The 18,342-nt window shown below is 68.7% G+C and carries 15 protein-coding genes and 1 pseudogene; 10 read left to right on the forward strand and 6 right to left on the reverse strand.

Annotation, left to right across the window (positions count from 1 at the left end; translation table 11 throughout):
* The coding region (locus ACO1BR_RS40855; protein ID WP_426800180.1) for a DnaJ C-terminal domain-containing protein at positions 1–195 on the forward strand (195 nt) is incomplete at its 5' end.
* A 143-nt stretch (positions 196–338) separates the two neighbouring features.
* On the forward strand, positions 339–2,390 hold the full coding sequence (locus tag ACO1BR_RS40860) for a hypothetical protein (RefSeq protein ID WP_426800181.1): 2,052 nt from the start codon (positions 339–341) through the stop codon (positions 2,388–2,390).
* Between the two features lie 310 nt (positions 2,391–2,700).
* Here the strand turns inward: ACO1BR_RS40860 and ACO1BR_RS40865 are convergent, their stop codons facing one another.
* The 4 genes and pseudogenes from ACO1BR_RS40865 to ACO1BR_RS40880 form a co-directional block, all read right to left on the reverse strand.
* Entirely contained in the window at positions 2,701–3,606 is a 906-nt protein-coding gene (locus tag ACO1BR_RS40865; protein ID WP_426800182.1) for an ATP-grasp domain-containing protein, read from the reverse strand.
* Between the two features lie 1,110 nt (positions 3,607–4,716).
* Positions 4,717–5,365 (reverse strand): annotated as a pseudogene (locus ACO1BR_RS40870) (transposase); the annotation flags it as partial.
* Positions 5,366–5,549: 184 nt separating this feature from the next.
* The gene (locus ACO1BR_RS40875) at positions 5,550–6,245 is read right to left on the reverse strand and encodes an SDR family NAD(P)-dependent oxidoreductase (protein ID WP_426800183.1); all 696 of its coding nucleotides are present in this window, start codon (positions 6,243–6,245) and stop codon (positions 5,550–5,552) included.
* On the reverse strand, positions 6,242–7,129 hold the full coding sequence (locus ACO1BR_RS40880; protein WP_426800184.1) for an NAD(P)H-binding protein: 888 nt from the start codon (positions 7,127–7,129) through the stop codon (positions 6,242–6,244). The genes ACO1BR_RS40875 and ACO1BR_RS40880 overlap by 4 nt, the downstream gene beginning before the upstream one ends.
* A gap of 69 nt (positions 7,130–7,198) precedes the next feature.
* Between ACO1BR_RS40880 and ACO1BR_RS40885 the strand changes: the two genes are divergently transcribed.
* The 4 genes from ACO1BR_RS40885 to ACO1BR_RS40900 all read left to right on the forward strand — a co-directional run bounded on the left by ACO1BR_RS40885 (position 7,199) and on the right by ACO1BR_RS40900 (position 12,188).
* On the forward strand, positions 7,199–8,011 hold the full coding sequence (locus ACO1BR_RS40885) for a LysR family transcriptional regulator (protein WP_426800185.1): 813 nt from the start codon (positions 7,199–7,201) through the stop codon (positions 8,009–8,011).
* 854 nt (positions 8,012–8,865) lie between these two features.
* Entirely contained in the window at positions 8,866–9,363 is a 498-nt protein-coding gene (locus ACO1BR_RS40890) for a sigma-70 family RNA polymerase sigma factor (protein ID WP_426800186.1), read from the forward strand.
* Entirely contained in the window at positions 9,363–10,148 is a 786-nt protein-coding gene (locus ACO1BR_RS40895; RefSeq protein WP_426800187.1) for a hypothetical protein, read from the forward strand. Before ACO1BR_RS40890 ends, ACO1BR_RS40895 begins: the two co-directional genes overlap by 1 nt.
* A 309-nt stretch (positions 10,149–10,457) precedes the next feature.
* The gene (locus ACO1BR_RS40900) at positions 10,458–12,188 is read left to right on the forward strand and encodes an ISL3 family transposase (protein ID WP_426800200.1); all 1,731 of its coding nucleotides are present in this window, start codon (positions 10,458–10,460) and stop codon (positions 12,186–12,188) included.
* 260 nt (positions 12,189–12,448) lie between these two features.
* Here the strand turns inward: ACO1BR_RS40900 and ACO1BR_RS40905 are convergent, their stop codons facing one another.
* Positions 12,449–12,931, reverse strand: a complete 483-nt coding sequence (locus tag ACO1BR_RS40905; protein WP_426800188.1) for a hypothetical protein — start codon at positions 12,929–12,931, stop codon at positions 12,449–12,451.
* A 1,073-nt stretch (positions 12,932–14,004) separates the two neighbouring features.
* On the opposite strand from ACO1BR_RS40905, the gene ACO1BR_RS40910 reads away from it, so the two are divergent.
* Positions 14,005–14,556 (forward strand): SMI1/KNR4 family protein, encoded by a 552-nt coding sequence (locus ACO1BR_RS40910; RefSeq protein WP_426800189.1) that lies wholly within the window; start codon positions 14,005–14,007, stop codon positions 14,554–14,556.
* Between the two features lie 191 nt (positions 14,557–14,747).
* Here ACO1BR_RS40910 and ACO1BR_RS40915 read toward each other — a convergent pair whose 3' ends face one another.
* Entirely contained in the window at positions 14,748–16,646 is a 1,899-nt protein-coding gene (locus ACO1BR_RS40915) for a Helicase associated domain protein (protein ID WP_426800190.1), read from the reverse strand.
* Between the two features lie 251 nt (positions 16,647–16,897).
* Here ACO1BR_RS40915 and ACO1BR_RS40920 point away from each other — a divergent pair, with 251 nt between their 5' ends.
* The 3 genes from ACO1BR_RS40920 (at position 16,898) to ACO1BR_RS40930 (ending at position 18,296) form a co-directional block, all read left to right on the forward strand.
* On the forward strand, positions 16,898–17,125 hold the full coding sequence (locus tag ACO1BR_RS40920) for a hypothetical protein (protein ID WP_426800191.1): 228 nt from the start codon (positions 16,898–16,900) through the stop codon (positions 17,123–17,125).
* 60 nt (positions 17,126–17,185) lie between these two features.
* A complete protein-coding gene (locus tag ACO1BR_RS40925; RefSeq protein WP_426800192.1) occupies positions 17,186–17,452 on the forward strand; it encodes a hypothetical protein in 267 nt (88 codons plus the stop codon).
* A 241-nt stretch (positions 17,453–17,693) separates the two neighbouring features.
* A complete protein-coding gene (locus ACO1BR_RS40930) occupies positions 17,694–18,296 on the forward strand; it encodes a hypothetical protein (RefSeq protein ID WP_426800193.1) in 603 nt (200 codons plus the stop codon).
* The last annotated feature ends 46 nt before the right edge of the window (positions 18,297–18,342 follow it).

The raw sequence follows: 18,342 nt of genomic DNA on the forward strand, positions 1-18,342 counted from the left end.
AGAGCAGGCGGCAATGGCTCGGCAGGGTGCGCCCCATGCGAAGGCTCCGGCCAGATCAAGGACATACGCATCCATCGCATCCGGATCCCCGCCGGCGTCCAAGCCGGTCAGCGACTGCGGCTGAGGAGCACGGGCATGCCCGGGAAGAACGGGGGCGCGCCGGGGGACCTCTTCGTCGAGGTACACATCGACTGACCAACGCGGCCGCCTCGAGCCCGCGAGCCCGCTCACAGGGACGAGTACGCCCAACCACCTGGCGCTGCGCGGGGTTCCGAGCGCGGCGGCAGTGCGGTCCTCGCCGGTGTATGCGCGCCGTTGAGCCGCTGCGGGGGCGGTGGGTGGCCAGCGCCCCGACCTCGCCGGGCGCGTCGTCGCTGTCGGCAGGGCCCACCGACCCGGCGAACACGCGGGACACCGCGTGCGAGGGCTACCGCCGCCATCTCAAAGCGCACCGTGAGGCCGCGCCGCCGCGCCGGGTGGACCCGGCCATCGCGGAGGCGGTGGAGCGACAGACGAAGGCGATGCGCGAGCTCAGCCGCCGCGCCTTCCCCGAGCCCGAGCCGGACGGCAGGCCGACCCCGGTCGAGCAACCCCGCGCCCAACGTCACCGTGGAGCCGCCGTAACCCACGCCCAGGCGGTATGCCGGGCCCGGGCCGAGGTGCTGCCGGGCAGGGGCAGGCCGCAGACGGAGCGATCGGCACAGCTGCGGGTGCATCACGGCTGGGGCGTACGGCGTGAGCAGAGCCGAAAGGCGACCTGGTTGGTGAACTCCACTGGTGGCACGATGAGTTGGCAGGACGGGATGGGGGAGTTTGTGAGGGCTGACAAACGGCGGATTCAGACGGCGGTGTGGGGCAGTGCGGATTCGGAAGAGCCGCTGATGCTGCCGATGGAGGCGATCGAGCTGGACGCCTTCCGCCACCGCTACGGGAGCGACACCTTCTGGTGCGGGACTCTGCTCGGGGGCTGTGGCGGCCGGCTGACCACGAAGCTCTACACCGATAGAGCGTGCCACTTCGCCCATCACCCGGATCCGGACGGACTGCCGCACGTGTGCGGACGCCGCGCCCGCGGTGTCAACAGCGCGGACCACCTGTACGTGAAGTCCGCGGCCGTGGCATGGCTCGCCGACCGCGGGGAGCAGGCCAGCTTCGCGTACACCCGCCCCGACGGAGCGCCACTCGGCTTCGTCGTCGACGTTCGCTGGCAGCACTGTGCCCTGAGGGTGCACCTGGACCAGGCGGTGACCCCGGTGTGGGACAACGGCATCGAGCCGGTGCTGGGCATGGCGGTGCGGGTCGAGCGCGGCACGCTGATCCGCCGCTGGTACGTCCACCGGATCCGCCTGGACAGCGAGGGCACCGCGCGGCGGGTCCGCATCGGCACCGAGGCGTTCGCGCGGCCCACCGCGTGGTTCGCCCTGGACGACTGCGAGATGACCGAACGGGGTCTGTCGACACCGGCGGTCGAACGCATCATCCAGGGATGCACCACAGCCCCTCCATCGCGCTGGCCCGCAGCGGAGATCAAGAGGGCATCGGGCGTGATGGGACGAGCCCAGGTGCTGCTGCGCCAGCTGACGGATGCTCGCAAGGTGGAGTCTGTCGTCGTGGTGAACCGGGTGTGCCGTGACATTGCCGCGCTGACCGGAGTCGGTCCGGCGACGCAGGCCGAGCTGGCCGACGCGGTGCAGGAGGCGTACCGGTGGCTGCAGGGCCAAGCCGACGTCTGGTGTGAGCTGTTCGCGCGCCTGGACGAAGCCGCCACTGCCCGCAACACCCAGCACACCCGGGAACTGTTGGTCCGCGCCAACGCGACCGCCGCGCACGAACGCACCGAGGCCGAGGAGTGGATCGTGGGCGCCGCCGGCTTCCTGGCCGCTCGTGCCCAAGAAGAGGAGGCATGGGACGCGGAGCGGGACGTCGAAGTGGCCGCAGGGAAGATGGCGGCGCTGACAGCTCTGGCAGCGTCCCAAACGGTGCGCCGGATCTTTCGCGATCTGCGACGTCTGCCTCGCCGCTATATGTCGAAGGCGACCTTGCACAGCCAGGTGCAGTTGCTCGTCGACGCGGCTGCCGAGGCGGGCAAGCGCATCACTCCATCCCAGGTGCAGGAGATCGACCGATGCAAGAGCCGTGTGGGCCTGGGGCAGCCTGTCGCGTCTGCTTCGACGGTTCCGGCACAGTCCCGGGGCAACCGCACGGCGTCGTCGAAGCAGCCGGCGAACTCGGAGGCAGGGGCGGCAGAGCAGTCCGCGATCACGGTCGAGGTGGGGGTGTGGAAGGACCACTACGGCGGCCTGCGCGCTGCGGCCCCACAAACCCGCCCGGAAGCGTCCGTACGGTACGTGCCGTTGCCCCATGACGAGGCCCGCTGCAGCAGAGGGTAGAGGGAGGCAAAGCGCTGCCGCCCCCGGTGCGTGTGGTGTGCGTTGGCCGCGGGACGTCGGCCCTACGATCCGCCTGTGGGACAGACCCCGGCACACAAGGCCGCGAAGGCGGCACGCGGGCAGCAGCCGAGCCGTCGTCGCTCATGCGGGCATGGTGAGCGAGTTGGGCGAGGACCTGCTCGGGACGGCAGTCGGCTCGCGCTGCGATGGCGCGGAGGCGGTGGCTTGCGTCTGTCGGCAGCCAGGCTTGCGCCCGCAGTTCGTCCTTCACGTCCTGGCGCTCCTTCACCCAGAAGCGTCACTTGCCTGATCACAGCATGGCCAGGTGCGCTTTCACGTAGGGGACCGCAACGGACTTTGCGGGGTGCACCGAGCCGAGCATCGGGTGCACATTGACTTCGAAGACCACGCCGCCGTTCTCGACGGCGAGGTCGACGCCGGCGAATGGCAGCCCGATGGACTCGGTGGCCGAGACGGCCAGCTTGGAGAGTTCTGCGGGCAGGTCATCAATCGGCAGGGGGGTGCAGCCCGCTCCTTGCGCCTCGTTGCAGGGAAAATCCGGATCCGCCTGGACATGTTCGCACGCCTGTACCGGGCGCCCGTGCAGCACGGACACACGGAATTGATGGCGCAGCCCATCGGAGTTGAAGTTGTCGGCATCACGGGACATCAACCAGTCCTGCTCGGAACGGGCGTAGTGGCCGATCGCGGCGCGCAGTTGCTCAGGAGTGGTGATGTGGAAGACGTCATTTCCGCAGGTGCCCAGCACCGGCCGAGCCCAGACGTTGCGGCCCAGTTTCTCGAACGCCGCGGCGGCTCTCTGCGAGCTGGGCCGGGCCAGACTGATGGTTTCCATTTGCGGGACACCGTGCTGGGCGAACCGTTCCACCATGAGGTTCTTCTCGGTGGCCGTCCGCCAGGCACTGGCGTCTGTTCCGAGCGAGGTCACCCCGTGCCGGCGCAGCAGTCGCTGGAACGGGGCGAAGCTCCGGCGTTCGGGAGGCTGAATCTCGTAGATGAGTACGGCCGAAGGCGTCACCGTCAGGTCTTCGGCCGGCACGTCGAACCGGACACCTGCGTCGAAGATGTGCGTCTGACCGGTCCCACCGGTCATGAAGTGCCGTGCATCGATCAGTACGGGGGGCCGTCCGGTGAGCAACTCGACGGCAGCGGCCAGAGCGGAACGACTGCCCTCCAACGAGCCGTGATCGGTCATCAACACAACCTCGCGTGTGCCCATACCGGCTGGTTCCCCTCGCCACTGGGTCGGGGGGGGGGGGGGGGGGGAGNCGGCCAGAGCGGAACGACTGCCCTCCAACGAGCCGTGATCGGTCATCAACACAACCTCGCGTGTGCCCATACCGGCTGGTTCCCCTCGCCACTGGGTCGAGCCTCGCGGCAGCCACGCCGCGAGGCTCGACCCTGCCAGTGTGACTACACGGTGCGATAGTGTAATTACAGACGGATTCTCTTGTGTGGGGCGAGCTTCGGTTCCCTCCTCGGGGTCACGGGTGGGGTGGGCAGCCCTTCTGAGTTGAAGGTCGGCGATGGCGTCTGCGATCTCGTCCTTGCGCCATTTCCGTGGGGAGTCGTGGCGCAGGCCGACCTCCTCGGCCATGCGCAGCAGTTCATCCTTGGAATGACGGCGCAGTGCGCGCGCCAGTTCGCTGGCTTTCTGCGCTCGTGTGGCGTGCGCGATGCGGTCCTCAAGTTCTTCCTCGGACAGGACAGGTCCCTCAGAAGCAGGGGAGGGGAACCGCATGAGCCAGTGACCCTTCCAGCGCGCGGGCGGATCGTTGGGCTGCTCGGGCACGTCCTCATCCTGACGGGCGGCGAGCGGGGCACCTTGCGACGCTCCCGCCCAGTCGAGTCCGAGGGCGGCGAGCGCGGCGAGTTTGTCCGCGGAGAGCTTCCCCCGCCTGCTCTTGTCTGTTGCTCAAGAACACCCCGAGCTTCACCTCGGTCCCATCCTCCAACCGCTCCAGGTGGACTCTGGGTGCTATGTGCCGGTTTGGCGTCGGTGGTTGGTGTCAGTGACGGCATGTCAGGTCAGAGTGTTTTCGCTGCTGGCGGGCGTTGAGTATGGAGAAGTCGCTGGCGCGGGGCGGTGTGTGGTGCCGTTGCGGCTGTCATGGGGCGTTACAGCAAACGCGGCAGGCACTGGCTCTCCTCGCCCTGGCCGGGCTGCGTGAGGGCGGCGCGGCGAAGACGTCTGCGCCACCCCCACCGCGTCTCGTACCAGAGGCAGCCGGGGGCTTGCCGGTGGGGGAGAACGGTGCGCTGACGGTGTGGCGTTGCCGGTGGGTGCGCAGCTGGTGCGGACGTCGTCGGTGCGGGCGGTTGCCGAGGCGGCCGGCCATTCGACCAGCAGTGTCTCCTCGGGCAGGACGCCGTCCCAGTGGCCGTCGCGGGCGATGGCAGCGGCCTGGGCCAGGCGACGGGGGCGCACGCCGGCCGACCGTACCCGCGTACCCGTAGCGCCAGGACCCGCGAGCGCATCGGGCCACGTGAGCCTTCCCGCCAGGTGACCTCGGTGAACGCCTGCCGCCCGTGGCTGGTGGCCCAGGCGGCCACCGAGGCGGGTTTGTCCCGGTAGCGGGGCTGAGGCTTGCGGCCGTTGCCGGACCAGGGCGGCGTGAGGGGCTGTGCGTCATGCGGGTGGACGGTCACGTCCGACCGGATGGCGACGACGTATCCGATGCCCCGGTCATCCAGCCCGCCCCGGAAGTCGGCGTTTTGGCCGTAGCCGGCGTCTGCCACCAGCACCGGCGGGGTCAGGTCCCATCCGGCTAGCTTATCGATGGTGTCCAGTGCCAGTTGCCGCTTCTCTTGGTGGCCGATGTCTCGGGAGTCCTGGTCTTGCGCCGCTGCTCGGCATCATCGGCCTGCTCTTCGGGTTTGAACAGGTGCCGTTGCGGTGGGCACGAGGCGGTGTCCGTGGCCGCGTGCACGCTCACTGCGACCTGGCAGTTGGCCCACGGCCGCCTGTGCGCCAAGCTGCGCAGTGGGCGGCGCGCCGGCTGCCGAGCGGTGAGCGGGCTCCGGTCGGGCGCGGGCGAGGGCGCCGGAGCTTGTGGATACCCCCGATCCGACCAGGGCGGGGAGTCGTCTGGTACGGGCACGCGCCCAGGAGCCACCACCTCACCGGTGGGCCGGCGGCTACCAGGGCATGGTGTGGTCCTGGTAGTCGAGGTACTTCAGGCCCGGCTCGCCGCGGTGTCGGTCGATGGTGTCGGCGATCCCGGGGACGACCTGATTGACCGTCAGGGAAGCGCCAGCGCCGCCCAGTTCGGTGCGGACGTGGCCGGGGCACATCAGCAGCAGGCTGTGCGCGGCGTCGGCGTACCGTGCGGCGTAGCTGCGCATCAGCTGGTTGAGGGCGGACTTGCTGGCCCGGTAGGCGTCCTGGCCGCCGCGGGTGTTGTGGGCGAGGCTGCCCTGCCGGGAGGACATCACGCCGATGGTGCCGTCCGCGCCGACCAGCGGGCGCAGCGCCTCGACGACGCGCATCGGGCTCAGCGCGTTGGTGACCATGACGTCGGTGAACATGTTGGTGGGGACGTCGGCGATCGACAGGTCGCCGCGCGTGATGCCGGCGTTGACGAAGAGCAGGTCGAGGCTGCGTCCGGCGAGCCGGTCGCGGAGCGCGTTGATCTGCTCGGGTTCGTTGATGTCCAGCTGCTCGACGGTGACCGGGCTGTCGGAGGCGTCCGCGAGGTCGTGCAGAGCGGTGCGGGTGTCGCCGCGAACGGTGCCGACGACGTGCCAGCCGCGGCGCGCGTACTCGGCGGCGAGGCCGAGGCCCAGGGTGCGGGAGGCACCGGCGATCAGAGCGGTCGGGGCTGTGCTGCTCATGCGTCCACCGCCGGCCTGAGGACCTCCTCGCACCAGGTGCGGAAGGTGGTGGGGCTCGCGGTGTCCGCCGTGCGATGCACGCCGTTGTCGAGGCCCTCGCCCTTGGCGCGCATCATCGCGACATAGCCCTCGACGAGGGCTTCTCCCGTGCCGTGGCTCTGGAGCGCGGCGCGGAAGTCCTCCAGGGACTGCCGGCGGTAGCGGATCGGGCGGTCGAGGACCTCGCTCATGATGCGGGCCAGGTCTGCGGCGCAGAGGTCCTCCGGGCCGAGCACGGGCACCTCGCCGGTGCCGGTCCAGCTGCGGTCGGTCAGCAGCCGGGCCCCGGCTGCGGCGATGTCGCGGGTGCTGGCGACGGGGGCCTTGAGGTCGGCGGGGAGGGTGTCGGCGAAGACGCCGTCGTCGCGGATCGAGGCGGTCTGGCGCAGCAGGTTCTCCATGAAGCTGGGGTTGGCCAGGGCCCGGAGGGCGACGCCGCTTGCCGCGATCAGGTCGTCCATCGCGAGGGAGGCGGTGACCAGCCCGGCGCGGTCGGCGACGGGGGTGCCGCGGCCGAGCGCGGAGACACTGACGACATGGCCGACGCCATGGGCGGCGAAGGCTTTGGCGGCGGGGCGGGTGAAGTCGGCGTAGATAGCGTCCAGGGTGGGCGCCTGGCGGTTGGGCGGGGCGACCCACAAGACGGCGTCGGCGCCGGCGAGGGCGCGGTCGAGCACGGCGGGGTCGCCGTGCGAGCCGGTGACGGCGTCGACGCGGTCGCGGACCGCGTCGGGGAGCCGGGCGGGGTCGCGGACGACGACACGGACCGGCTCGTCGGTCCGGTCCAGGAGGTCGCGCAGCAGCCGGCTGCCGATACTTCCGGTGGGAGTGGTGACTACGATCATGCCTTCGAGTCTCGGCCTGGGCGTTTCGGGCGTCCAATACCCTTTGCCCCCGCTCGATACCCTGAGGGCATGAGTCTCGATCTGCGCAAGCTCCGCTACTTCGTCGCGCTGGCCGAGCACGGCAACTTCGGGCGGGCAGCGCAGCAGTTGTTCATCGCCCAGCCGGTGCTCAGCCGGCAGATCAGGGCGTTCGAGCAGGAGTTGGGGTGCACGCTGCTGAACCGGACAACGCGCCGGGTGGAGCTGACGGCGGCCGGGCATCAACTGCGCGAGGAGGCGAAGGGCATCCTGGCGGCGGTGGAGGCCGGGCTGCAGCGCGTCCGGGACGCCGACCGAGGCGTGCGGCGGCTGATGGTCGCCTTCTCCCCCGGCCTGCATGTCTCGGAGGCGATCCGTGCCTTCGGGGAGCACCATCCGCAGGTGGAGATCGACGTCGTCCCGGCGCACTGGTGGGAGAAGGACCTCCCACTGCGCGACGGCCGTGCCCAGGTCGGCTTCCTGCGCCGCCCCTTCGACGACACGGGGTTGTCCACCGTCCCGATCGGCAGAGAACCCCGGGTGGCCTGCCTCCCGACCAGCCATCACCTGGCGAGCCGTCAAGAACTGACCCTGGCCGACCTGGAGGGCGAGCCGGTCCTGGACACCCCGACCCGCCGCCGCACCACCTCCGCGGAGGAGAAGTTCGAGCTGATCGCCTCCGGCCACGGCATCGCCCTGGTCCCACTGAGCGTCGCCCGCACCTACTCCCGCCCCGACCTGACCCACATCCCGGTCACCGACCTACCCTCCGAGGAAACCTGCCTCGTGGCCCCCACCACCATCCGCGAACCGCTGGTCCTGGCCTTCCTGGACATCGCCACCACGGCGCTCCGCGGCGCCTAGTAGGACTCCGTTGGGTTGCTCTGGCTCTTGGGTTTGGGCTGGTGGTGGCTGTTCTGGGCAGGGGGCGGTGGCAGGTGGTGCAGTTGCCGGTCCAGCAGTTCAGCGGGTCTTGGAGGGTGTCGAGGATCTGGTAGAGGGTGAGTCCGCTGTATCGGCTTTTGGGGCCAGCCGTTCGGACGGGCGGCGACCGGTGCGGACCCGCAGCAGGCGCCGGCGCACGCGCAGCCGTGAACGGCGCGCGAGTCGTCGAGAGGGTTGGCTGCCGTGGCAGCGGATATCCGTTCGGAAGGCTCATCGGACGGTTCTCCGGCCGCTGCGGCCCGCGGATCACCGTCCCGCTCGGCCCGTGCTCCGGCCGGCTAGGGCACCGGCACGGCGGCTTCTCGGAGAAGGCAGTTGAGCAACGGCGTCACGGCCAGCGCATCAGCGGCCGGGGCAAATGCACTCATCGACCAGCAGTATGTGCTGGGGCGCGGCCCGCTGCGCAGTGCAGCAGAAGCCAGATTCTCACTGGCGCCCCCTTCTGCCGCTCCAGGTGGTCCCGTCCGAACGGCAACGTGCCGATAGAACTTGCCTAACGTGCCAGACAGCTCTCTGATAGGGCTCCTTGAATTTCCCCATGCCCTGCTCAAGTGTGGGACAGACCTGCTCGCCATGGCTCCCCGCTCCTTGCCGCGGTGGGGTTCGGCTGGCCGCCACACAGGAGGGGCCGCCCGTCAGTTCTTGTCCACCAAATCGGACCAAGATCATCCTGGCTCGCCACCCGCCGAAATGACGCTGCAACGCCCAGCCACCCCCACTCCGTCTACTCATATGAAAGGTCATCACGCAAGCAGCAACAGGCCGGAGGGCCAGTGGGGGCACGCCATGACGAGCAGTTCGAGCAGTTCACCCGCGGACACTGGCAGCAGCTACGGCAAACCGCCTACCTGCTGTGCGCCGACTGGCACGTAGCCGAAGACCTCACCCAAACCGCACTGAGTCGCTGCTACCCGCGCTGGCGCACTCTGCACCGCCAAGAGGCGGCCTATCCGTATGTGCGGCGCACACTGGTGCGCTGCTTTGTCGACCACACCCGCAAGCACTCCAGCCGTGAGCAGCTGCCCGGCGAGTTTCCGGACGTAGCGAAGGAAGAGACTCAGGTTCTGGAGGAGCGCGATGCCCTCACTCGCGCGCTGGCGGCGCTCGCGCCCATGCAGCGCGCAGCGCTTGTGCTGCGGTTCTGGCACGACCTGGACGTAGCCGAAACCGCGCGGCTGCTACGCCGGAAACCGGCCACGATCCGCTCGGATACGGCGCGTGGCTTGGAGCGTATGCGGACCCTGCTTGCCCGACAGGAGGCACCCCACTGATGAACGATGAAGAGTCGGACGCCAAGACGATGTTCAACCGTGCTCTCGCAGGGGACGACGGCGGGGATGGCCCGGACATGGGAGCGATCCTGGCGCGAGGGAAGCGCCGCAAACTGCGCCGCACCCTGACCATTGCGGGGAGTTGCGCCGCAATGGCGGCTGTCACGGTCGGCCTGGGCCTGACACAGTCCCTCACTACCTCCGCTCACAACGGCACCCCCGAGCTTGCGGGTCAGGCTTCCACTCCGGCGCTCCCTCCGCACGACCTGTCCAAGCGGAACAGTGAGGCCGTGCAGGCACAGCTGCTCGCGGCCCTCACGGCTCATCTTCCGGCCGGAGTGAAGATTGCCCCTGGTTCCGGACCGACCAGCTTCCATCTCACGCACCCGGACGGCACCGTCACTACTTTGAGTGCGCAGGTGGGCCGCCAGAGCCTGGCCGAGCTCTCCAACCCGTGCACGGGTTCCCGCTACACCAGCCGCTGCCAGCCAGTCAGCCTGCCGGATGGCTCCCGGGGCTGGGCGTCCATGACGAACAACGGGGTAGGACCGGGCGGCGTGATGTCGGTGACCGCGGTCACGCTGGAGGGGAAGGTGTTCGGCCTGGATGACGGCAACACCGAAGCCCTCTCCGCAGGCGCGCGCCCTACGACGGTGAACGGCACTCCGCTGACGGAGCAGCAGCTGATCGCTCTGGTGGAGCAGCCGGACGTACTCGCCGCGCTGAAGAAGGCCCCCACGGACGAGCCCACGCCGGTCCCGGCTGGAGTGCCGCATCGGGCATGACAGGACGTGACACGCCCCACGCCGGGAGGGCGCAGGGCGCGTGGTGCATGGATCGGCGGATGTTCAGTTGCGGTGTCCAGGACCGGGCGGCTCGGCCCGCACGCTCATCGACCGGGCGGCCCCATCCGTCTGTTGACCGTGAAACCAAGTGGGGTATTCGATCGAGCCTGGGGAAATTCACGGGTCTGGGTGGAATTTCGTGACGGTCACGATCGTGTCGTTCTCGGCATCGTGTTTGGCTGCGGGAATGCCCTGGTCATGGGGGTTCTGTCCGTGTTGAAGGACGTGCTGTTCCCGGATGCCGTGGGGATGGTGCTGGATCGGTTGACCGAGGTGGGCGGGGTGGTTGTGGCTGAAACCCACAGTGTCGTACCGGAGTTGAGGTGTCCGGACTGCACGGCCGTCTCGCGTCGGATACACAGCCGATACGGGCGACGGCTGGCCGAGTGTCCCGTCGGCGGGCGCCGCGTGCTGGTGAAGCTGGAGGTCCGGCGATTCTTCTACGATGCCGCAGACTGCGGGCGTCGTACGTTCGTTGAGCAGGTTGAGGGTCTGACCACGCGTTATGCCCGTGCCGGGCCCGGCGTGAAGACACTGTGGAGGTCCGTGGCGCTCACAGCGGGCGGCCGACCGGGCATGCGGCTGTGCCGCTCACTGGCGGTGCCCACTGGCCGGGCTCGGCTGCTCGGCGAGCTGCACGCGCCCGAGGTCCCTGCCCGCAGCCCGCGGGTGCTGGGCGTCGATGACTTCGCCTTCCGACGCTCGCGTACCTACGGGACCATCCTGCTCGACGTCGAGACCTCCACCCCGGTCGACCTGCTGACCGACCGCACCAGCGAGACGCTGGCTGCCTGGCTCACCGAACATCCTGGCGCCGAGATCATTTGCCGGGACCGCGACAGCGGCTACAGTCGCGCGATCAAGGAGGCGGCACCGGTCGCAACTGAGGTGGCCGACCGCTGGCACCTGCTTCAAAACCTGTCCGCCGCGGTCGAGAAGACCTGCCACCAGCACCGCGCCTGCCTGCATAAATACGCCCTGGACGACGTGGACGCACCGGCGCCGTCGACCACACCACCCATGGCACTGCTGCCGCTGACGCCGCCACTCGACAGCATCCCTGCCACCCCGCTCATGCAGCGGGTGACCGAACGATATACGCAGATCCACCGATTACGGGAAGGGACGTGGACGATCAGCGCCATCGCTCGCCGACTCGGACTGGACCGCAAGACCGTCCGCCGCTACCTGACCACCGACCTCGACGTGCTGATCGCTTCGGCCCGCGACCGTCGCCCCTGCCAGATCGACCCCTACCGCCCCTACATCCAGCAACGGTTCACCCACGGCTGCACCAACGCGACCCAGATCTACCGGGAGATCCGCGAACACGGCTTCCGCGGAAACCACCAGGCCGTACGCCTCTACGTCCGAAGCCTGCGGGGCGGCACCGCAGCCCCCGAAGCACCCCGGCCGATTCCCAGCCCGCGCAAGATCACCTCCTGGATCATGCGCCCACGCGACACCCTCAGCAGCGACGAGCAGGCCCAACTCGACGAAGCCCGGCTCGCTTGCCCCAACATCGCCAGCGCCTGTGACCTGGCCCGTGTCTTCACTGGCCTGGTCCGCGACCGCCGCGGCCACCTCCTCGCCGCCTGGGTCCGCGAGGCCGAGACCAACGGACCAGGCCCGATACGAGGCTTCGCCGGATTCCTGCGCCAGGACTGGGACGCCGTCCTCGCCGGCATGACGCTCACCTACAGCTCCGGCGTCGTCGAAGGCCACGATTCGAGTCCGAGGTCGGCCAGCGCCTGGAGCTTGTCGGCGGTGAGCTTCCCGCGCCTGCTCTTGCTGTTCGACAGGAACACCCCGAGCTTGACCTCCATCTCGTCCTCCAGTCGCTCTACGTGGGCCCTGGGGCGCTACACCTCGCTCGAAGGCCCCAGGGGCGCCGTGGACGGTTTCGCGGGTGCCTCCGGTTCCGGGCAGCGGTGCGATGCCGAGCTGCTCCATGGTGCGAGAGGGGCGATACGGCTTTGAGGCTGTCTGCACACCGGTTCAGGCCGGTGCCGTCGTCTTCGTCGATGCAGTGCGCGGGGAGCGCCAGCCTTTGCCGACGCCGTGCAGCTGCTTCCGGCTGGCCTCGGTCCGGGCGGAGGGCAGGGCGTCGACGTCGGTGGCGTGGAACAGGCTGCGTCGACCGGTCCGGCTCGGCTTGTGCCGAGCCGAACCTCGATCGACTCCGCGCTCAGGCTCCGCGGCCTTCACCGACCGTGTGATCGCGGCTTCGGGTAGGTCTTCTAGCTGTGGATGTCCATGCATGCGGCCGCGGTGGTAGTGCCGTCGGCGTAGATCCAGGCCGAGCACACCGAGTCGCCGTCCGGGAGGGTCCAGTCGCCGTTCCAGTCGTAATTGCCGGCTACGTCACCGGAGTGCAGGGTCACCTGCGGCCCGTCGAAGAAGATCGACCCGGTTTTGTCCCACACATGGACATGGCCGGTAACCGGGTTGGTGCCCACCGGTGCCAGGACGGACGCACCCGTAACACGGTGCACTCCCAAGCCTGTCCCGCAGACCCACACCGCGTTGCGGATGCCACTGTCGTTCGTCCAGCCGTTCTTGCAATCGTCGTTGTCCACCGGGGCGTTGTGACGCTGCGCCAAGCCATTGGTCGCGGTGACGTGGCCTTGCGGAATGCTGTCGGCGCTGGCGACGCCGGTAGCCCCGGCGCCGAGAGCCAGAGCGGTGCAGGCGATGGATATGACACGGGCGATGCTCTTCATCGTTTCCCCCTGTTTGCGGTGAACCATGCTGATTGCAGTGCGGTGGTGGCGCGGTCGCCCAGGTCTCTCCCCGGGTGCTGTGCGGACGGTGGAGTCGACCGTAGGCAGCGCCGCAGCCCCTGAGCGGTACTTACAGAACCTTGGACGTGCCAGTCGTTCTCCTCGGGGCCACGCCCATGCCACGCAATGTGGTGAATACGCCTTTTACGACGATCTCGGCGATCTCATTCACCTCCACTGGATGACCGGCGCTGGACAGTGCCTCCATCGGACGGTGCCGACGCTAACCACGGCCGATGAAATGGCGATGAGATGGCGATGACACCGCTCGTGGGCAGGACGCCTGACTGTGTGGTGTGGTCCAGCCGCAGTGGCTCACTGCCTCGCGCGTAGGATTGGTGGCGGGCGCGTCCTCGCTGGGGATCCGCCCAACTCGCGATGAACGGTGCTTCGAAGGCGGACGGACGAGCGCCGCCGAAGCCATGTGGACCGCGTTCGAGTAAATTCGCGCTGCCGTTGGGCGTCGCGACCGCTGGTGTCGCCTCCTCGCATTGAATCCCCGACGTGGCAAACCACGCCGGGCCAAGCGATGTTGAGCGGCGCTTCTACACATCTGGAGTACTGATGAGCCCTACCGAGCCTGAGCTCTCGCGCGTGAACAAGCCCGACTACACGGCGGTGTTCATGGAACCCGCGTATCTGGGGGGCGAGCCGTACGCGGATGACGAGACCGAGGAGAGCGCCACTATGCCCGTCAGCCGCCGGCACCAAGGAGGAGTAGCCGCGCATCGTCGTCCTCCTCGCCAGTGACTGCCGTGCCGCGTCCCGCGACCTTTGCAACGTGGACGCGTCGGGCGCGTGTGCGCGGAGCGTGGAGGAGGGGCCTGGGCTGCGGGCTGGGCGGGGAGGGCGCCTGCCGTGGTGGCGGCTGATGCGGCGCATGGCTGCCGGTATGCCGCAGCCAGGGGCAGGGTGCGCAGAGCGGCACCGGAATCTCGTCGAAGGCCGCCACGGTAGCCGCGTAGCGCAAAGGGCGGCAGCCCGGGCGCCGGCGTCATTGTTACGGTCGCGGGATGGAGAGCTGGGACGAGGGCACCGTACGCGCTCGGATACGGGAGATGGCGGCACGGGACCCGGGGCGGGCGCGCTTCGGGGCGGATACGCACCGGTACGAGCTGGCGCCCGCGCTGCCGGAGGCGGAGATCAGGGCGTTCGAGGAAGCCCTCGGTGTCGATCTGCCGGCGGAGTACCGCTCCTTCGTCGCGGAGGTGGGCAACGGCCCCGCCGGTCCTGGCCACGGGCTGATGCCGTTGACCATCCCCCGACCGGAGGCCGACGCGGAGTGGGCCGTGGACGACGAGTGGGAAGAGGACCGGCTGCCGGGCCGACTCGCCGCGCCGTTCCCTCTCACCGAACCCCTGCACGGCCGGATCGGCGCACCGACCGATGAACTGACCCGGGGCACACTCATGCTCGCCGAAGAGGGCTGCGGCATCTACATCCGGCTGATCCTGACCGGCCCGCGAGCGGGCGAGGTCTGGCAGATCGACCCGGACTGGGGCGGCTTCGTCCCGGTGAGCCCAGACTTTCGCAAGTGGTACACCGACTGGCTGCAGCGTTCGTGAACACGCCTCACGCCGTCTGGACCAACCCGCCGACGGGCTTCACGGGATAGCGGTTGGTCCGGGCCAACTTGATGAGCACCTTGATCCTTTGCCGGACCCGTTGCCTTTCTGGTGGGTGCTTCGTTGGGCGGTTGTTCACGTCCTCCGCCCGCCCCGGGCGTATCCCCGGGGCGGGCGCCGTCGTTGCCCTGTCAGGCTGCCCATTCCAGTCCGAGTTCGGCTAGGACCTGGCGTTTGTCGTCGGTGAGTTTGGCGCGCCTGTTCTTGGTGTTGGACAGGAACACTCCGAGTTTGACCTCTGTGCCGTCTTCCAGTCGTTCTACGTGGCCTCTGGGGACGGTCACTGAGCCGGTGCGGGTCTTGTACTGGGCCAGTGCCGCGATACCCCGTTCGAAGGCCCCAGGGCCGCCTCTGGGGGGCTTCGCGGGTGCTTCTGGCTCCGGTGGTAGGGGCACGATGCCGAGCTGCTCCAGGCGTTCGCGTTGCCCGTCCGTCAGCCTGGTCCAGACGGTGTGCTGGCGTTGCCGGGCGAGCCAGCGTCCGACGTCCATCCCGTGCACGGTGACGCCGGGCAGGACGTCGGCCTGGCCCTCTTCGTCGCGCAGCAGTTCGTGTACGGCGGCGTAGTGCCGTTGCCAGTCGGCCGGCCAGGCCGGGTTCCAGTCCTCGTCGATCTCGCGCAGCGCCGCTTCCCACTCGGGGTGGTCGTTCAGCGCGCCGGGGCGGCGCAGGTTGGAGAGCCATTGTCCGATGGGCCGGTCCAGCATGGTTGCCGGCCGTGGCGCGCAGAGCGTCCAGTGTTCCTCGTAGTACGCGCGGGCCGCCTCCAGGTTCTCCTGGAACCGCTCATCCCCGACGGACCACACCATGCCGAGCTTCTCCAGTCGCTGGGCGCGCTGGCCGGTCATCTGCCCGGCCCCGTACGCCCTTCGCTGTTCAGCGACCCACTGTCCCAGGGGAGTTGCTCCCTCTTTGTGCCCGTAGGGGACTCGGGCGTGAAGTTCACGCTCGGTGAATTTCTTGAGCGCGGCCCAGCCGCGGGCCCAGTCCTGCCGCTCGGTGTCGATCACGTTGAAGGACACCCACTCCGCGACCATCACTGGATCCCTGGGGGCCGCAAAACGGAGCAGCAGACGGGATTCCTCCTCGCCTTCCCCGGGTGCCGCACCGATGTTCACGGAGGGCTGCGCGACGTCTTTCTGCGGTTCCTGCGGAATCGCGAGCAACTCGATGGCTTCTTCATCATGAGCCCGAAGACCCTCAAGTACCTTCACCAAAGGCCGATACGATCCGGAAGTGAACATGTCTTCCGGCTGCTCTCCCGGCTGGAGGAAAACAGGCACGATCAGAGAAGCCAATTTCCCTTGCCCCGGCTGCTGCCGCAGAGCGCGCCCGATGGCCTGCACGATGTCATGCGGCGCACCCTTCGGGTCCAACAGGGCAACACTATCTACGCTTCTGATATCGACGCCCTCCCCCAGGACACGACAGTTCGAAAGCACTGCCCGCCGGGCGGTGGTCCCGAAGGAGCCAAGCACCTCCCGCCGGCGCTGCGGGTCGTGCTCCCCACAGAGCCAGTCGGCCCAGGTCTTCGCTGGGTACTTCTCCGGCTGATCCGCGTGCAGCTTGGCGGCAACGCGCTCCAGGCCCTCTGCGTACGCCTGCGCCTCGATCGTCCGGTGATGGAAGGTAATGCAGGTCTGAAGGCTGTGCTGCGCCATCGCGTGCAGCAGCGCCGCCTGCAGCGCCCCGAGCCGCTGCCCCCGCACCTCCTCGCCGCGCCGCTCCTCACCCATCAGCCGCTGAGGGGTGACGACCGGGTCCTGGAGCTCCAGCACGATGATCTGGTACCGCGCAAGCAATCCACGGGAGACCGCCGACGCCAGACTGAGCTTGTACAGGACAGGCCCGAAGACCTCTTCGTCGTCCATGGAGGCCGCCATTTCAGCCGGCAGCGCGTCCCGTACGCCGTCAGCGACCTCCCAGTGTGGGGGCCGTTCCTGCCAGATCCGGGGCGTCGCCGTCAGGTACAGCCGACGCGCCGCCGGGATGATCGCCTGGTCGTGGATGTCCGCCCACGCCTTCCCCATCGACCCGGACGCGCGGTGCGCCTCGTCCGTTTTACCGGCTGGTGAGGTGTACGGGGCGGGGCTGGCCTGGCGTTCTTCGTGGTGAACATGTGTGTGGCGTTGGCGACGGCGGTGCGGTCGTTAGTCGTCGATGTCGTCGAAGATGCTTCGCCCGTGAGGCGCGTCCGCGGGTGCGGAGTGTCCGTGAGGGGCTGCTGCATAAGGGCCTTGCGGAACGAATTTCTCATCAATGGCCCAGTTCTTCGAAGTATGTGTGCGGATCCGTCATCCCCGTCGTCGACGGCGGCATCGTGGTCGACGCCCGTGGCGGACGCCTGCGCGGTGCTGAATGGCGCGCCCACTTTGCCGCCCCCGGCCGCGTCTGCCTGGAATACCTGGGTCAGTACGATCCCGCCCACGTCAGCGCCGAACGCGACGGCTGCCTCGACGACCCCGCCTATATCACCGGACTGCCCGCCGACCATCCGCTGCGCCGTTAGGAGAACGTCTTCGTCGTCTCTACGAGTGCCGCGGCTGCGCAGCTGAACCAGTTCGTCACCATGACCACCGCGCCGGCCGGGATCGCTGACACCGGCGCCCACCTGTACCACCTGACCACCTGCACCATCGACCACCATGAGGACGGCTGCAAGGCCAACTGCCTCTACGACGGCTCACTGAGGGCACTCGGCGCCGACACACCCATCCCGGTCACCGGTCCGCACCCGGCCGCCGAACAGGCCCGCGCTGCTCGCTCCCTCGCCGTACGCAGCTGGCCGCTTCGTGCCCGGCACGCCGTCGACGACCTCCTGCACCGTCTCCGATGAAGTGGCTGACAGCGGCAGGGGTTCTCCGCTTGGCTCGTCCGGCTGGCGAGATCAAAGTTAGACACACCAAACGATGCGATGCCGACAGCCGTGAGTACACAGGCTGCACTGCAGTGACGAAAAACCTGTTCGACGCCAGGCACTTCAGCAGAAGCATGTTCAGGGGTGCGGGTGACATAGCTGTGATGAGGGAAGCTGGCCCTGCCCGATAATCGTCATGGATGCTAGGACTGGAGGGGCTGTGGGGGCGGGCTGGACGGCTTTGCTGGTGGCCGTGGTTGGTGTGGTTGGCACCTTGGGTGCTTCGCTGTTGACGCAGAGCCGCGCGGACCGCACCAAGCGGATGGAGATGGAGGCGGCTGCGGAGCAGCGGCGTGAGGAACGTAATCACGCAGAGGCTCTCCTCGAGGCGGAGCGAGCCCGGAACCGAGCTGAGGAATCCATCGCCTTGCGCAGGGCGTGCTACATCACGCTCAACACAGCAGCCCGCCAGTACCTGACGGCGCAGGTCGACCTCATGCACGCGCTGCGTAATGAGACCGGCGTCGAGGCCGCGCTCGAACAGCTTGAGGCGCGCCGTACGACACTTCGGGAAAGCTACGCCGAGGCGCAGATGATCGTCCCCCTGCAAGTTATGGCTGTGGCCGGCGCAGCCAGCAGGCATCTGAACGCCGGCTATGGACGGCTGAAGCAGCTCGCCGCGTCCACCCCTTACGACCAGGCTGACCTGACCACCTTCGAAACTGGCGTCGAACAGTCGTGGGCGCTCCTATCCGAGATGCGGCAGCAGATGCGGTTCGACCTTGGGGTGGACACGCAGTCCGTGTCCGGCACTGACCTTTGACGACCACACTCGCGCATCACGCGCGCACCGGAGAAGAAGCGACTGC

It is taken from the genome of Streptomyces sp. YGL11-2, assembly GCF_050054615.1.
Taxonomy (GTDB): domain Bacteria; phylum Actinomycetota; class Actinomycetes; order Streptomycetales; family Streptomycetaceae; genus Streptomyces.

Bases quoted from the DNA above. Each gene is read 5' to 3' on its own strand.
- ACO1BR_RS40910 (WP_426800189.1), top strand. From the start codon at position 14,005: ATGGAGAGCTGGGACGAGGGCACCGTACGCGCTCGGATACGGGAGATG.
- ACO1BR_RS40905 (WP_426800188.1), bottom strand. From the start codon at position 12,931: ATGAAGAGCATCGCCCGTGTCATATCCATCGCCTGCACCGCTCTGGCT.
- ACO1BR_RS40925 (WP_426800192.1), top strand. From the start codon at position 17,186: ATGACCACCGCGCCGGCCGGGATCGCTGACACCGGCGCCCACCTGTAC.
- ACO1BR_RS40915 (WP_426800190.1), bottom strand. From the start codon at position 16,646: ATGGGGAAGGCGTGGGCGGACATCCACGACCAGGCGATCATCCCGGCG.
- ACO1BR_RS40875 (WP_426800183.1), bottom strand. From the start codon at position 6,245: ATGAGCAGCACAGCCCCGACCGCTCTGATCGCCGGTGCCTCCCGCACC.
- ACO1BR_RS40895 (WP_426800187.1), top strand. From the start codon at position 9,363: ATGAACGATGAAGAGTCGGACGCCAAGACGATGTTCAACCGTGCTCTC.
- ACO1BR_RS40865 (WP_426800182.1), bottom strand. From the start codon at position 3,606: ATGACCGATCACGGCTCGTTGGAGGGCAGTCGTTCCGCTCTGGCCGCT.
- ACO1BR_RS40885 (WP_426800185.1), top strand. From the start codon at position 7,199: ATGAGTCTCGATCTGCGCAAGCTCCGCTACTTCGTCGCGCTGGCCGAG.
- ACO1BR_RS40880 (WP_426800184.1), bottom strand. From the start codon at position 7,129: ATGATCGTAGTCACCACTCCCACCGGAAGTATCGGCAGCCGGCTGCTG.
- ACO1BR_RS40900 (WP_426800200.1), top strand. From the start codon at position 10,458: ATGGTGCTGGATCGGTTGACCGAGGTGGGCGGGGTGGTTGTGGCTGAA.